General features: G+C 66.1%; 12 protein-coding genes. 6 read left to right on the top strand and 6 right to left on the bottom strand.

What is annotated here, in order from left to right:
* Nucleotides 1-298 precede the first annotated feature (298 nt).
* The gene (locus K7H93_RS05260) at nt 299-3067 is read right to left on the bottom strand and encodes a [protein-PII] uridylyltransferase (RefSeq protein ID WP_230782782.1); all 2769 of its coding nucleotides are present in this window, start codon (nt 3065-3067) and stop codon (nt 299-301) included.
* The gene (locus K7H93_RS05255; RefSeq protein WP_222824630.1) at nt 3064-4755 is read right to left on the bottom strand and encodes a class I adenylate-forming enzyme family protein; all 1692 of its coding nucleotides are present in this window, start codon (nt 4753-4755) and stop codon (nt 3064-3066) included. Before K7H93_RS05255 ends, K7H93_RS05260 begins: the two co-directional genes overlap by 4 nt.
* A 140-nt stretch (nt 4756-4895) precedes the next feature.
* Between K7H93_RS05255 and lgt the strand changes: the two genes are divergently transcribed.
* The 3 genes from lgt (at nt 4896) to K7H93_RS05240 (ending at nt 7313) form a co-directional block, all read left to right on the top strand.
* Nucleotides 4896-5780, top strand: a complete 885-nt coding sequence (gene lgt, locus K7H93_RS05250; RefSeq protein WP_197635286.1) for a prolipoprotein diacylglyceryl transferase — start codon at nt 4896-4898, stop codon at nt 5778-5780.
* 65 nt (nt 5781-5845) lie between these two features.
* Nucleotides 5846-6841: a class I SAM-dependent methyltransferase gene (locus tag K7H93_RS05245; RefSeq protein ID WP_230782781.1), complete on the top strand. Its 996-nt coding sequence runs from the start codon at nt 5846-5848 to the stop codon at nt 6839-6841.
* A 46-nt stretch (nt 6842-6887) separates the two neighbouring features.
* Nucleotides 6888-7313 carry a DUF2147 domain-containing protein gene (locus K7H93_RS05240; protein ID WP_230782780.1) on the top strand — a complete coding sequence of 142 codons (426 nt, stop codon included), beginning with the start codon at nt 6888-6890 and terminating at the stop codon, nt 7311-7313.
* 22 nt (nt 7314-7335) lie between these two features.
* Here K7H93_RS05240 and K7H93_RS05235 read toward each other — a convergent pair whose 3' ends face one another.
* From K7H93_RS05235 to K7H93_RS05225, 3 genes are read right to left on the bottom strand one after another with little or no spacing between them, the layout of a single operon-like run.
* A complete protein-coding gene (locus tag K7H93_RS05235) occupies nt 7336-8886 on the bottom strand; it encodes an ABC transporter permease/substrate-binding protein (protein ID WP_230782779.1) in 1551 nt (516 codons plus the stop codon).
* Nucleotides 8883-9638: an ATP-binding cassette domain-containing protein gene (locus tag K7H93_RS05230; protein WP_010233803.1), complete on the bottom strand. Its 756-nt coding sequence runs from the start codon at nt 9636-9638 to the stop codon at nt 8883-8885. The genes K7H93_RS05235 and K7H93_RS05230 overlap by 4 nt, the downstream gene beginning before the upstream one ends.
* Before the next feature lie 11 nt (nt 9639-9649).
* A complete protein-coding gene (locus K7H93_RS05225; protein ID WP_230782778.1) occupies nt 9650-11161 on the bottom strand; it encodes a sensor histidine kinase in 1512 nt (503 codons plus the stop codon).
* A 144-nt stretch (nt 11162-11305) separates the two neighbouring features.
* On the opposite strand from K7H93_RS05225, the gene K7H93_RS05220 reads away from it, so the two are divergent.
* Together K7H93_RS05220 and K7H93_RS05215 are read left to right on the top strand one after the other, a co-directional pair.
* Nucleotides 11306-12475: an acyl-CoA dehydrogenase family protein gene (locus K7H93_RS05220; RefSeq protein WP_230782777.1), complete on the top strand. Its 1170-nt coding sequence runs from the start codon at nt 11306-11308 to the stop codon at nt 12473-12475.
* Complete coding sequence (locus K7H93_RS05215) at nt 12472-12777, top strand: alkylphosphonate utilization protein (RefSeq protein WP_230782776.1); 306 nt, start codon at nt 12472-12474, stop codon at nt 12775-12777. The genes K7H93_RS05220 and K7H93_RS05215 overlap by 4 nt, the downstream gene beginning before the upstream one ends.
* A gap of 22 nt (nt 12778-12799) precedes the next feature.
* Here K7H93_RS05215 and K7H93_RS05210 read toward each other — a convergent pair whose 3' ends face one another.
* Nucleotides 12800-13351 carry a GNAT family N-acetyltransferase gene (locus K7H93_RS05210; RefSeq protein WP_230782775.1) on the bottom strand — a complete coding sequence of 184 codons (552 nt, stop codon included), beginning with the start codon at nt 13349-13351 and terminating at the stop codon, nt 12800-12802.
* A gap of 85 nt (nt 13352-13436) precedes the next feature.
* Here K7H93_RS05210 and K7H93_RS05205 point away from each other — a divergent pair, with 85 nt between their 5' ends.
* Entirely contained in the window at nt 13437-15044 is a 1608-nt protein-coding gene (locus K7H93_RS05205) for a carboxyl transferase domain-containing protein (protein ID WP_230782774.1), read from the top strand.
* Nucleotides 15045-15099 lie beyond the last annotated feature (55 nt).

Genomic DNA, 15099 nt, shown 5'->3' with positions numbered 1-15099 from the left:
GCTACCAAAGAACTGCTTTGTGCCGGTCCACCGGTGTAAGAAGTTCGTGTCAGAAGGTTCGCTTGCGGAATGAACGGACATGCACTCTGAGGGCTGAAAGTGGAGCGCAAACCAGCCATCCGTCTTCCGAACACAATCTCCACCGCGCGTTTTCCTACTCGCTCGCCCGGTGCTAGCGTCGCAGGTCCGCTCTTTTACATCGTAATTCGCGCCGCCTCCACGCGCGCTCTGTCAAACGCGCTGCGCTGCATGTGCTTCATCAACTTGCGTTTTGCGCAAGCGAGCGTCCCACCGGACTCTAAGCAGGCTCTAGCTCGGCCTGCATCTCGTCGCTGGCCGCGTCGGAGAGGGCGGCGCGCAGTGCCTCGAGGCGGCCGGGATCGGTGATCTTGTCGCCGGTCAGGTCGGTTACGTAGAAGGTGTCCGCCGCGCGCTCGCCGTAGTGGGTGATGTGGGCGGAGCGGATCATCGCGTGCTGTTCGAACAGCGCGCGCGCCAGCCGGTTGAGCAGGGCGGGGCGGTCGCGGGCGCCGACCTCGATCACGGTGAAGCGGTGCGAGGCGTCGTTGTCGAACGCGACGAAGGGTTGCACCTCGAACGCGCCCGCGCCGCGCCGGGGCAGCGGGCGCTTGGCCAGCTTGGGCACCAGCTGCACGCCGCCGGTCAGACCGTCGGCAATGCTGCGCTCGATCCGGGCGAGCTGGTCGTCCTCGCCGAAGGGGCGACCGAGCGGGTCCTGCACCAGGAAATTGTCGACCGCATAGCCGGTGCGCGTGGTGTGAATGCGCGCGTCGATGATGTTGCCGCCGACCAGATGGATCGCGCCCGCGATCCGCATGAAGATGCCCGGATGGTCCGCCGCGATCACGGTGACCAGCGTCGCGCCGCGTTCCTCGTCCGCCTCGCAATGGACCGACAGTGCCTCGCCCAGCTCGCGCGCGACCGTATATTGGACGATGTTGCGCGCCGCGATGTCGGGCGGTTCGGCGATCCAGTAGGGGGCCGTGAACAGGTCCTCATGCGTGTCCATCAGCGCAGCCTTGTCGCCCAGTTCGGCGCGGACCGCTTCCTTCTTGGCCGCGACCCGGCCCTTGCGCCCGCTGGTCGCGTGGCCCAGCCGCAGCCGCTCGTGCGAGAGGTCGTAGAGTTCGCCAAGCAGCTGGCCTTTCCAGCTGTTCCACGTGCCCGGCCCCACCGCGCGGATATCGACCGCGGTCAGGATCGCGAGCTGGCGCAGCCGCTCCAGCGTCTGGACCTCGGCCACGAAATCCTCGACCGTCTTGGGGTCGGCGATGTCGCGCTTGAAGGCGGTGTGGCTCATCAGCAGATGCTGCCGCACCATCCAGGCGACCAGTGCGGTTTCGTCCTCGGTCAGGCCGAAACGCGGGCACAGCTTCTCCGCCACTTCGGCACCCAGAACGGAGTGGTCGCCCCCGCGCCCCTTGGCGATATCGTGCAGCAGCGTGGCGACGAACAGCGCCCGGCGGCTCTTGAGCCGGTGGATCTCCCTGCTCGCACGCGGATGCTCCTCCGACAGCGAGCCTTTCTCGATTCCGTTGAGGAAACCGATCGCGCGGATGGTATGCTCGTCCACCGTGTAGTGGTGGTACATGTTGAACTGCATCTGCGCGTTGACCCGCCCGAAATCGGGCACGAAGCGGCCGAACACGCCCGCCTCGTTCATCCACCGCAGCACGGTTTCGGGGTCGTTGCGCCCGCACAGCAGATCGAGGAACAGGGCGTTGGCGCGCGGGGATTCGCGCACCTCGTCGTTGATCAGCCCGCTGTCTCGATCGGCCTGGCGCATCGTGCGCGGGTCGATCTCCAGCTGTTCGGACTCGGCCACCTGAAAGATCTCGATCAGGCGGATCGGGTCCTTGCGGAACCAGTCGTCACCCGGCGCGGCGAGCTTGCCGGCGAAGGCGGTGTAGCCGCGGACCATGCGCGGGCGCGCGTTGAACCCGGCGAGCAGGCCGCGCCGCGCGCGCTTCTTCGCGAACTGTTCCTCCAGCTGGCCGAGGAACACGCCGGTCAGCGAGCCAACCCGCTTCGCCTGCAGGAAATAGTACTGCATGAACCGCTCGACCGCGGCCTTGCCCTGCCGGTCGGCGAAATGCATCCGCCGCGCTATCTCCTTCTGCAGGTCGAAGGTGAGGCGGTCTTCCGCCCGGCCGGTGATTTCGTGCAGGTGGCAGCGCACTGCCAGCAGGAAGCCCTCGGCGCGGCGGAAGCTGCGGTACTCGGCCTTGGTGAAAAGCCCTGCGTCGACCAGCTCGGCGGCGTCGCGCACCCGGTGGATATATTTGCCGATCCAGTAAAGCGCCTGCAGATCGCGCAGGCCGCCCTTGCCTTCCTTCACATTGGGTTCGACCACATAGCGCGTGTCGCCCATCCGCTTGTGCCGGGCATCGCGCTCGCGCAGCTTGTCGGCGACGAACTGCCGCTCGGTCCCGTCGACCACCTCGGCGTAGAAGCGCCGCCGTGCCTCTTCGTAAAGCGCTTCGTCGCCCCACAAATAACGGCATTCGAGCAGCGAGGTGAGGATCGTGCCGTCGGATTTTGACATGCTCACAATGTCGTCCACCGTGCGCACCGAATGGCCGACGGTCAGGCCCAGATCCCACATCAGGTAGAGGATCGCCTCGATCAGCTTGACCGTGCGCGGGTCGTCCGCCCGCTCGACGAAGAAGGCGATGTCGATGTCGGAGTGGGGGGCGAGTTCCTCACGCCCATAGCCGCCGGCGGCGACCAGAGTGATCGCCCGTGCGGGCTTGCCCTCGGGCACGGGGGCGAGGTGGTCGCTCGCGAAATCGTGGATCAGCCGCAGCAGCTGGTCGATCAGGAAGCTTTGCCCCCCGCATTGCGCGTGGCCGGCAGAGGGATGCTCTGCCAGCCGGCGCGACAGTTCCGTACGCCCGTTCTCCAACGCCTTGCGCAGCAGGGCGAGCACCGCGTCACGCGCGCTGCGGCCATCGCCGTCCGCCTGGCCGATCGTTTCACCGATCTTCTGGGCGAGCTTGCGCCGGTCGACGATGGCGCGCTGGTTGGAGAGGGGCGGAGCGCTCAAGCGGCGGCGAAGTCCTTGCTGTATTGCTCGCGCAGCGCCTTGCGGTCGATTTTCTGCGTGCCGAGCCGGGGCAGGCTGCCATGCTCCTGCCAGATATGCGCGGGCCGCTTGAACGGCGGAAGGTGCGTTTCGAGGAAGGCGGCAAGCTCCGCCTCGCTCAGGCTTGCACCGTCACGGGTCAGGTAGACCGCGCCGACGATCTCGCCATAGCGATCGTCGGGCAGGCCGAAGACCGAACATTCGGCAACGTCGTCATGCGCGTAGATCGCTTCTTCCACCTCGAGGCAGCTGATGTTCTCGCCGCCGCGGATGATGATGTCCTTCTTGCGGTCGACGATGAACAGATAGCCGTCCTCGTCCAGCCGACCGAGGTCGCCGGTGCGGAAATACATATCCTCGGTGAAGGCTTCCTGCGTCGCCTCGCGATTGTCCCAATAGCCCAGGAAGTTGGCGACCGTACGGATCGAAACCTCGCCGATCTCGCCGGTCGGCAACTTGTTGCCTGCATCGTCGAGAATCGCCAGATCGACCAGCGGGCGGCTGGCCTTGCCGGTGCTGGTCGGCTTGGCGAGGTAGTTCTCGTTGAAATTGCCGCAGCCGATCGCGTTGGTTTCGGTCAGGCCATAGCCGAGCAGCGGGAACCCGCCGGGGAAGGCCTTGTGGATCTTTTCGACATGGTCGGTTGGGCGCGGCGCGCCCCCCGCGGCGAAAGACGTGCAGGTCGAGGTATCGTACTTGTCGCGGTCCGGATGGGTCGCAATTTCGTAGCTCATCAGCGGCACGCCGGTGAAATAGGTCACCTTCTCGGCCTCGATCAGGCGCAGCGCCTCGGTCGCGTCCCACTTCTTCATCAGCACCAGCTTGCGACCCAGCGCGAAGCTTTGCAGGAAGACCGGAATTTCGCCGGTCACGTGGAACAGCGGCACAGCGACCAGCGCGCAGGGCTGCAATGACGGCGCCTCGCCCTTGCCCGACAAGTAGGTGAGCGCCATCAGGCTCTGCATGACATAGCTCATCGTGCCGTGGATCACGCCGCGGTGGTCCGAATAGGCCCCCTTGGACCGCCCGGTCGAACCCGAGGTGTAGAGCAGGGTCGCGTAGTCGTCCGGCCCGAGTTCCGGCAGGGCGGTTGCCGCGGGATCACCCCAGACCGCTTCCAGCCCGTCGGCCGGATTGCAGTCATGCTTGAGCGGGACGATCTGCGCGCCGTGCGTCGTGCCTTCGAGCCGTTCGGCCCGCTTGCGATCGGCCAGCACGATCCGGCAGCCGACCATCTTGAGCGCGTCGGCCATTTCCTCGCCGCTGGAAAAACCGTTGACCAGCGCAGCACATCCGCCGGCCATGGTGATCCCCATATAGGCGATGATCCAGTTGGCCGAGTTGCGCGCAGCGATCCCGATCCGGTCGCCCTTGATCAGCTTGTGCTGCGACAGCAGCCCCGCTGCGACGTGGCGCGCAGCGTCATAGGCCTCGCCGAAGGTCAGGCGGCAGCCATCATCGACGAGGAATTCCTTGTCCCGGTGCTCGTTGCAGTAGTGGGCGAAATAGTGCGCCAGGCTGGGCGGCGCGTTCTTGAACGCGGGCATGGCAACGCCGTTGCGGGTGAACGGCACGGTCTCCGCCGGGCCGCCGGGCGCAACCAGCCCGTCCATGATGGTATCCAGCGTAGTGTCGAGCTCGGTCGCCATTGATTTCCTCTCTCCGGGTGACCCGCCGACCGCTGTGGCCGTGCGAGCAATGTCCTTTTTTCTGACATCCGCCTGTGCCAATGCAAGCCGCGTTGGCGCAAGGCGGGATCGTTCGGGCGCATCTCTAAGGGGTCGATGGAATGCTGTCACTACTGGCAGAAGCTGCAAACCAGCCGATTTACTGGTCGGACCTTGGCCTGACGCCGGGGATCGACCTCGGCTTCTTCACGCTGCGGTGGTACTCGCTGGCCTATATCGCGGGCATCGTCCTCGCCTATTGGCACCTCTCGCGGATGATCAAGGCGCCCGGCGCGCCGATGAATCAGGCCCATGTCGACGACCTGCTGTTTTACTGTACGCTGGGCGTGATCTTCGGCGGGCGGCTGGGCTACGCGATCTTCTACCGCCCCGAACTGTTCGTCGATTTCAGCCATGAAGGCTGGATGCCATGGGGCCTGCCGCGCCTGTGGGATGGCGGCATGAGCTTCCACGGCGGGGTGATCGGCGTGGTTCTGGCGCTGCTGTGGGTGAGCTATCGCAACAAGCTCAACTGGTTGCGGGTGTCGGATTACATCGCGGTCAACGTGCCCTTCGGCATGTTCTTCGGCCGACTCGCCAATTTCGTGAACGGCGAGCTGTGGGGCCGCCCGACCGACGTGCCATGGGCGATGGTCTTCCCGTCGGACCCAAGCCAGCTCGCGCGCCATCCCAGCCAGCTCTATCAGGCTGGGCTGGAAGGATTGGCGATGATGGCGATCATGTTGTCGTTGTTCTGGCTCACCAAAGCTCGCTGGAAGCCGGGCCTGCTGGTCGGCGTGTTCACCGCCGGAATCGCAACCGCGCGCTTCATCAACGAATTCTTCCGCCAGCCAGATGCGCAGCTAACCGAATTCGCGATGCGCACCGGGCTGTCGATGGGCCAGTGGCTGAGCATTCCGATGATCCTCGTCGGAATCGCGGTGATCGTCTACGCGATGCAGAACAAGACGGGCCGCGTCGATGCGCCCGCGACGAGCGAATCCTGACCGACAGCAATGAGCGCAGCGATCTGGGCGATCGGTTCCGGCGGCTGATCGCGACGCACGGGCCCATGCCGGTCGCGCGCTTCATGGGGGAGAGCAACGCGCATTATTACGCCGCGCGCGATCCGCTTGGCAGCGCGGGCGACTTCACCACTGCGCCGGAGATCAGCCAGATGTTCGGCGAGCTGGTCGGCCTGTGGCTGGCCGATATCTGGACCCGCGCGGGCAGCCCGCCCGATGCGATCTATGTTGAGCTGGGGCCGGGGCGGGGCACTCTGGCGGCGGACGCGCTGCGCAGCATGGCGCGCTTCGGCCTGCAGCCGGAAGTGCACTTCGTCGAGGGATCGCCGCCGCTGCGGGCATTGCAGGCCGCATCCGTGCCCGGCGCACGCTTTCACAACGACCCGACCAGCCTGCCGAATGGCCGCCCGCTGCTGCTGGTGGCAAACGAGTTCTTCGACGCACTTCCGGTCCGCCAGCTAGTCCGTACAGAACAAGGCTGGCGCGAACGCATGGTCGGGCTGGGGGAGGATGACGCATTCCTCTTCGTGTCCGGCGACCAGCCGATGGACAGCGCGGTCCCCGCCGATTGGTCCGATGCGCCGACCGGCACGATACTCGAGACGTGCCCGGGAGCGGCAGCGGTGATGCAAGAGATCGCCCGGCGGCTGGTGGCGCAGGGCGGCGCGGCGCTGGCGATCGACTACGGCCATCTCGCCGCGCGCACCGGTTCCACCCTTCAGGCGATCGCGCGGCATGAAAAGATCGACCCGCTCGCGATGCCTGGCGCGGCGGACCTCACCGCGCATGTCGATTTCGCCGCGCTGGCCGAGATCGCCCAGCGCGAAGGGTCGCGGGTGCTAGGCTCGGCTACGCAGGGCGCGTTTCTTTCCGCGCTGGGGATCGACGCGCGCGCAGCCGCGCTGGCGCAGGCCGCGCCGCAGCGCGCGGAGGAGATCGAAGCGGCGCGTCACCGGCTCGTCGCGGACGAACAGATGGGCGACCTGTTCAAGGTTCTGGGAATCGCTCAACCCGATTGGCCTATGGGCGCGGGGCTGGCCTAGCCGTTCATCTTGCGGAACACCGTAAGGCTCTAGGTGTTTGACCATCATGAAAAAGCTCCTTCCCGCCATGCTTGCAGGTGCTGCCGGTCTGGCCGCACTCGCCGTCCCCGCGCTTGCTGCCGATCCGATCGGCGGGAAGTGGGTAACCGAGGACAAGGACGCGGTCGTCACGATCGGCGATTGCGGCACCAGCGTGTGCGGCAAGATCACCAAGTTCCTCGAAACCCCGCCCGGCGGAGTGGACCAGCGCGACATCAACAACCCGAAGAAGTCCCTGCGCAGCCGCAAGCTGATGGGCCTGCCGGTGCTGACCGGCTTCAGGCAGGACGGTGACGAGTGGCGTGGCGAAATCTACGATCCCAAGTCGGGCAAGACCTACCGCTCGGTCATCCAGCGTAAGGGCCCCAACGAGCTTGAGGTGAAAGGCTGCGTTACCGTCTTCTGCCAGACGCAGGTGTGGACGCGGCCCTGACGTGACAGCGCGCTGACGCCACTTATTCCAGACCGACCTCTTTCGCGAGCCAGCGCGCCGCTTCGCGCGGAGTTTTCTTCTCGCCGTCGGTGCGGTCGACAGAGAAGTTGGCCTCGCGCATCGCTTCCACATTGATCGTGCCCAGCAACGGACGTAGCGCGGCGAGCAGCCGCTCGTCGTTCGCCCGCTCCGGCGAGAGGATGATCAGCGTGTCGTAGCTGGGCAGCGCCTCGCGCGGGTCTTCGAGCACGCGCAGCTTGTCCGCCGCAATCCGCCCGTCCGAGGTATAGGCGGTGATCACGTCGGCTTCGCTGGAGCGCAGCGCGTCGTACATGAAGGTGGGCGAGAAATTGCGCTGGTTGGCGAATTTCAGGCCATAGGCATCGCGCACCGCGAACCATTCGGGCCGCTCGAACCATTCGGGATCGCCGCCCGCGACCAGTTGGGGGCCCGCGCGCGCCAGATCCTCGATCGTGCGAATGCCCAGCTCGTTTGCGCGATCTTCGCGCATTGCAAAGGCATAGGCGTTTTCGAACCCCAGCTTGCCGAGCACGCGGGTGCCTTGCACCTCGCGCTCCCATTTCCGGATCGCTTCGTACATCGCATCGCGGCCCGGATTGTCGGTCCGCTTCATCTGGTTGGCCCAGATCGTGCCGGTATAGTCGAAATAGAGGTCGATCGACCCATCGGCGACAGCCTGCGCAACCACTGCCGAGCCGAGGCCTTCGCGATATTCGACGTTGTAGCCCGCCTCCTCCAGCTGCGCCCCCACCAGTCGGCCGAGGATCAGCTGTTCGGAGAATTGCTTGGTCCCGATGACCACCGTGTCGCGCCCGTCGTCCCGGCTCCAGTCGACTTGGCTGACGAAGGCCGCTGCAACGCCGATGGCGACCGCGATCGCACCGCCCAGCCATAGGCGGCGGGCGCGGCGGCGGAAGCCCGCTTCGATCGTGCCGAGCAGCGCGTCGGCGATGATCGCCAGCCCTGCGCTGGCGATGCAACCCGCCAGCACCAGCGACCAGTTCTGCGTCTGCAATCCGGCGAAGATCGGATCGCCAAGGCTCGGCTGGCCGATGGTGGTGGCAAGCGTTGCCGCGCCGATGGTCCACACCGCTGCGGTGCGGATCCCCGCCATGATATAGGGCGCGGTGAGCGGTGCCTCGACCAGCCGCAGTCTTTGCCAGAAGCTCATCCCCACGCCGTCCGCCGCCTCGATCACGCCGGGGTCGAGATTGGTCTGGGCGGTCACCGCGTTGCGCAAAATCGGCAACAATGCATAGAGCGCCAGCGCGAGCAGTGCGGGCAGAAAGCCGAGCGTTGGCAGGTCTTCGCCGAAGACCGCGCGCAGGCTCAGCAGGATCGGGAAGAACAGCGCCAGCAGCGCGAGCGCAGGAATCGTCTGAACGAGGCTCGCGAAACCCAGCGCGGCGCGCGACACAGCCTGACTGCGGCTCGCCCACACCGCCAGCGGCAGCGCGACCGCGATGCCCAGGCCGATTGCGCAGGCAGCCAGGATGACATGCTGCGCGAGCACGCCGCCAAGCCCCATCAGCGCGGCCCACACGCCGCTCACGTCTCAAGCTCCTTGAGCCGTTCGGCCTGATGGCGCGGAACCGCGACCAGCCCCTGCGCGACCTCTCCGCCGCCGCCGCTGGCGAGTGCCTGCGGGGTCTCGTCTGCGACGATCCTGCCTGCATCCATAACCAGAACGCGGTCGGCGAGGATCAGCGCCTCGGCCATGTCGTGCGTGACCATCAGCGTCGTCAGTTCGAGCCGGTCGTGCAGATCGCGCACGCGGGTGCCCAGCGCATCGCGGGTGACCGGGTCGAGCGCGCCGAACGGTTCGTCCATCAACAGCAGATCGGGATCGCCCGCGAGCGCGCGGGCCACGCCCACGCGCTGCTGCTGGCCGCCCGAGAGTTCCTCGGGCAGACGGCTGGCCATCGCCGGGTCGAGGTCGACCAGTTCGAGCAGTTCGCCGATCCGCTCCCGGCTCAGGTTGTCGCCGACCAGCCGCGGGCCGATCGCGATGTTCTCGCCCACGCGCATATGCGGGAAGAGGCCGATGCGCTGGAATACATAGCCCATCTGGCGCCGCATCGCGGTCGCATCGCGGGTGGTGACGTCTTCGCCGTCCAGCAGTACGCGCCCGGTGGTAGGCTCGACCAGCCGGTTGATGGTCTTGAGCAGGGTCGATTTGCCGGAGCCCGACGCGCCGACCAGCGCGACGAAGCTGCCAGGCTCGATCGTCAGGTCGATACCGGACAGTGCCTCGGTCGTATCATAGCGTTTGGTGACGCTATCGAACGTGAGCGATGCTGCCATGCGGCGGGCCGTTATCCCGCCAGCGCGGCAAGCGACAGGTCGAGCACCACGGACAGGCCGTCGTCGCTCCACTGGCGGTCGATCCGCCCCTGCATCTGCCCCTCGACGCTCATCTTGAGCAGGCGCGAGCCGAAGCCTTCGCCGCCGGTCTCCTGCGGAGCCACGCCGGGTTCGCGCCATTCGATCCGCAGCATGTCGTGATCTGCCTGCGAAATGGTGACGTCGACCGCGCCTTCCTCGTTCGCGAGCACGCCGTACTTCGCTGAATTGGTGGCCAGCTCGTGGAACACCAGCGCCAGCGGAGTCGCCGCGCGCGCCTGGATCGTGGGATTGGAGCCGGTCACCGTGATCCGCCGTTCGTGCTGAGAATTATAGGGCGCGAAGATCTGTCCGAGCAGGCCGTGCAGCGTGTTTTCGCGGACCATGCCGGTGGGCGCGACGAATTCGTGCGCGCGGCCCAGCGCGGCGATCTTGTCGGTCATTTCCTGCGCGAAATAGCGCAGGTCCGGATCGCGCCGGGCCGACAGGGTGATCAGGCTGGCGACCACCGCGAAGATATTCTTGATCCGGTGCGATAGCTCGCGCGCCAGCAGATCGCGGCTTTCGGACAGGCGGTGCGCATCGTCGATATCGATGATCGTGCCGACCCACCGCCAGCGGCCATTGCCCAGCTGGATCGGCACCGCACGGCTCAGCGCCCAGCGGTATGATCCGTCGGCCAGACGCAGTCGCCACTCGTCGTCGAACACGCGCGTTTGCTGCACCGCCGCCTCGAACTTGGCAATGGTCCTGCCGAAGTCCTCGGGGTGAATGTGCGCCTCCCAAGCGGCGGTGGAGCGGGGAGGTTCGGCGCCGGTGACTTCGTCCCAGCGCGCGTTGAAGAAATCGAAGGTCAGATCCTCGTCGGCGGACCATGCAATGCCCGGCACCGAATCGAGCACCAGATTGAGCATCCGCGCGCGCTCCTTCGCCTGGTCGCGAGAGCGCAGTGCCTCGCGCTCGTTGACGAAGCGGCGCACGGCGGAGCGGGCGAGCACACGCAACCCCTCCTGCTGTAATTCGTTCAGGCCCTCGGGATGCGGCTCGGTGTCGATCACGCACAGCGCGCCCAGCTCGGTCCCGTCCTCGGTCACCAGCGGGGCACCCGCGTAGAAGCGCAGGTGCGTCTCGCCCGTGACCAGATCATTATCGGCAAAGCGCGGATCTTTCGTGGCATCGGGCACCACGAACAGCTCGTCCCCCTGCATCGCATGGGCGCAGAAGCTGACCGAGCGCGGCGTCTCGTTGCTCTCGAGCCCATGGCGGGCGAGGAACCGCTGGCGGCGTTCCTCGACGATGGTGACGCTGGCGTTTGGTGTGCCGCACAGTCTGGCGGCGAAGGTGGCTATCGATTCGAGCTCGAAGTCGTCTTCCAGCGAATCGATACCGAAGGGCGCAAGCTCACGCGCGCGGTCCCCCGGCGCACTGACCGCTGCATCCGGACGATTCGCGTCCGCGCTCTTGGTTTCGAAAAGAGTGTCCATGATCCCGTCAGCGACAGGATATAACCATCAGCACCGGTTCCGCCACCAAAGGTTTATATTGCATGATATTTGTTAAACTTTGCCGGCCGGTTTGCGGGGGCTCGCGGGCTTGCTATGCGCACCCGCAAACAGAAGGATACCCCCATGCGCGCAACCCCTGAATTCGACTTCCAGCTTGGTGAAAGCGCGGAGATGATCCGCGAGAGCGTCGGCCGCTTCGCCGACGAGCAGATCGCCCCGCTGGCAGAGAAGATCGACCGCGAGGACTGGTTTCCCAAGGACGCGCTGTGGGCGCAGATGGGCGAGCTGGGCCTGCACGGCATCACCGTCGATCCCGAAGATGGCGGGCTTGGCCTCGGCTATCTCGAACATGTGATCGCGGTCGAGGAAGTCAGCCGGGCGAGTGCTTCGCTGGGGCTCAGCTACGGCGCACACTCCAACCTGTGCATCAACCAGATCCGCCGCTGGGGCAACGAGGAGCAGAAGGCGAAATATCTGCCCGGGCTGATCAGTGGCGAACACGTCGGCTCGCTGGCGATGAGCGAGGCGAGCGCGGGATCGGACGTCGTCTCGATGAAGCTGAAGGCCGACGCTGTCGATGGCGGCTACCGCCTGAACGGCACCAAGTTCTGGATCACCAACGCGCCCTATGCCGATACGCTGGTTGTCTATGCCAAGACCGACAGCGAGGCCGGATCGCGCGGGATCACCGCCTTCCTGATCGAGAATGGCGACGAGGGCTTCTCGATCGGCCAGAAGATCGAAAAGGTCGGCATGCGTGGCTCGCCTACGGCAGAGCTGGTGTTCGACGACTGCTTCGTCCCCGAGGACCGCGTGATGGGCCCGGTCGGCGGCGGCGTGGGCGTGCTGATGAGCGGGCTCGATTACGAGCGCGTCGTGCTCGCCGGGCTTCAGCTGGGCATCATGCAGGCCTGCCTCGATACCGTGATCCCCTATCTTCGCGAACGCACCCAGTTCGGCAAGCCGATCGGTTCGTTCCAGCTGATGCAGGCCAAGGTGGCGGACATGTATGTCGCGCTGCAATCGGCGCGGGCCTATACCTACGCGGTCGCCAAGAGCTGCGATGCGAACAAGACGACGCGGTTCGATGCGGCGGGCGCGATCCTGCTGGCGAGCGAGAATGCCTTCCGCGTCGCGGCGGAAAGCGTGCAGGCGCTGGGCGGTGCGGGCTATACGCTCGACTGGCCGGTGGAACGCTATATGCGCGATGCCAAGCTGCTCGACATTGGCGCGGGAACGAACGAGATTCGCCGCATGCTGATCGGCCGCGAACTGATAGGAGCCGCAGGGTGAGCGATAGCGAAGATTACGTCTACGACGAGGAAAGCGGCGAGTGGATGCCCGCCTCGGAGCTGGCGGCGAAGCAGGCTGCGGCGGACACGGTCGAAGTGCGCGACGCGGTCGGCAACCTGCTTGCCGATGGCGACCAGGTGACGCTAATCAAGGATCTGGAGGTCAAGGGCGCAGGCCAGACGCTCAAGCAGGGCACACTGATCAAATCGATCCGCCTGACCGGCGACCCGCAGGAGATCGACTGCAAGTACCCCGGCATCAAGGGCCTCGTCCTGCGCGCGGAATTCGTGAAGAAGCGGTGACGATCGGCCTCGCCGCGGGGCGCTAGACGCGCTGGCGTTCCAGCGGCTTGGCCATCTTCATCAGTGGGACTTCGACGCCGTCCACGTCGGCAAAGGCGGGTTCGATCTCGGCATAGCCGCAGGCGGCATAGAGCGGGCGCCCGCTCATCGTGGCCATCAGCTCGACCGTGCGGTATCCTTCCGCGGCGGCCCGCGCTTCGCATTCGTCGAGGATCGCGCGACCGATCCCGCGCCGGGCGTGGTCGGGATGGGTGTACATCGCCCGCACCCGCGCGGCGTCGCGTGCCGGATCGAGCAGGGCTTCGTTGCGCAAGTACGTGCTGTGGTCGCCGCCATACAGCGTCGCGCGCCGGCTCCATCCGCCGCAGCCGACCGGAGTACCGCCGTCCTCCACCACCAGATAGGTGCCATCGGTCACCAGCTGGGTGTCGAGCCCCATGACCGCGCGGCTGGCGACGACCTGTTCGGGCGAGAGGAAGCCCGCCTGCAATTGTTCGATCGCGAGGTCCATGATGGCCTTGAGCGCGGGAATGTCGGCGGAGGTGGCGGTGCGGATGGTCAGGCGGGGGTCCATGACCGGCCCATTGCACAGACGCTCGCCGTAGGAAAACGCCGCGCGAACTTTTCAGCGCGCCGCCAAGCCGCTAGGCGATCACACTATGACCGCACCTGTACTCACCTCGATGCTCGACCGTGAAGCGCCCGATGCCAAGGCGCGCTTCGATCATAACAAGGCGCTGGCAAGCGAGCTGCGCGAGAAGGTCGCCGAGGCGGCGCTGGGGGGGAGCGAGAAGCACCGCGAGCGGCATGTCTCGCGCGGCAAGCTGCTGCCTCGCGAAAGGGTCGAGCGGCTGCTCGATCCGGGCTCGCCCTTCCTCGAGATCGGGCAGCTCGCCGCGAACGGCATGTACGAAGGCGACGTCAACGGCGCCTCGATGATCTGCGGCGTCGGTCGCGTGTCCGGGCGGCAGGTGATGATCGTGTGCAACGATCCGACCGTGAAGGGTGGCTCGTACTACCCGATGACGGTCAAGAAGCACCTGCGCGCGCAGGAAATCGCGCAGGAGAACCGCTTGCCGTGCATCTATCTGGTCGATAGCGGCGGGGCGAACCTGCCCTACCAGGCTGAGGTTTTCCCCGACAAGGAGCACTTCGGGCGCATCTTCTTCAACCAGGCGCAGATGAGCAGCCTCGGCATTCCGCAGATCGCCTGCGTGATGGGCAGTTGCACCGCGGGCGGGGCCTACGTGCCCGCGATGAGCGACGAGAGCGTGATCGTGCGCAATCAGGGCACTATCTTCCTCGCAGGCCCGCCGCTGGTGAAGGCCGCGACGGGCGAGGAAATCAGCGCCGAGGATCTGGGCGGCGGCGACTTGCACGCCAAGAAATCGGGCGTGGTCGACCATCTTGCGGAGAACGACGAGCACGCGCTGACCATCGTGCGCGATATCGTCAGCCATCTCGGTGCGAACACCGATGCCGCGACCAATATCGACCTTCAGGAGCCGGTGCCGCCGAAGTTCGACGCGGAAGACCTCTACGCGCTGATCCCCGAGGATGTGCGCGCACCCTACGACGTGCACGAGGTAATCGCGCGGCTGGTCGACGGCAGCGAGTTCCACGAGTTCAAGAAGGACTATGGCTCCACGCTGGTGTGCGGCTTCGCGCATATCTGGGGCATGCCGGTGGCGATCCTCGCCAATAATGGCGTGCTGTTCTCGGAAAGCGCGGTGAAGGGGGCGCACTTCATCGAACTCGCCTGCCAGCGGCGCATCCCGCTGCTGTTCCTGCAGAACATCTCCGGCTTCATGGTCGGGGGCAAGTACGAGGCGGAAGGCATCGCCAAGCACGGTGCGAAGCTGGTGACGGCGGTCGCCACCGCGAGCGTGCCCAAGGTCACCATCCTGATCGGCGGCAGCTTCGGCGCGGGCAATTACGGCATGGCGGGCCGGGCGTACTCGCCGCGCTTCCTGTTCAGCTGGCCCAACAGCCGCATCTCGGTGATGGGCGGCGAACAGGCGGCTTCCGTGCTCGCGACAGTCCACCGCGACGCGGATTCATGGACCGAGGAACAGGCCGAGGAGTTCAAGGCCCCCATCCGCCAGAAATACGAGGACGAGGGCAATCCCTACTACGCCACCGCGCGGATGTGGGACGACGGCGTGATCGACCCGGTGCAGACCCGCGACGTGCTGGGCCTCGCGTTTGCGGCGTGTCTCGAAGCCCCGATCGAGGATCGCCCGCGCTTCGGCGTGTTCCGGATGTAGCGCGAGGCGACTGACGCAGGGTGACACGTGTCACCCTGAAAAGTCTCCGTGAAAT

The organism is Citromicrobium bathyomarinum (assembly GCF_021021475.1).
GTDB lineage: Bacteria > Pseudomonadota > Alphaproteobacteria > Sphingomonadales > Sphingomonadaceae > Alteriqipengyuania > Alteriqipengyuania bathyomarina.
This window is presented reverse-complemented; position numbering and strand designations above follow the sequence as displayed.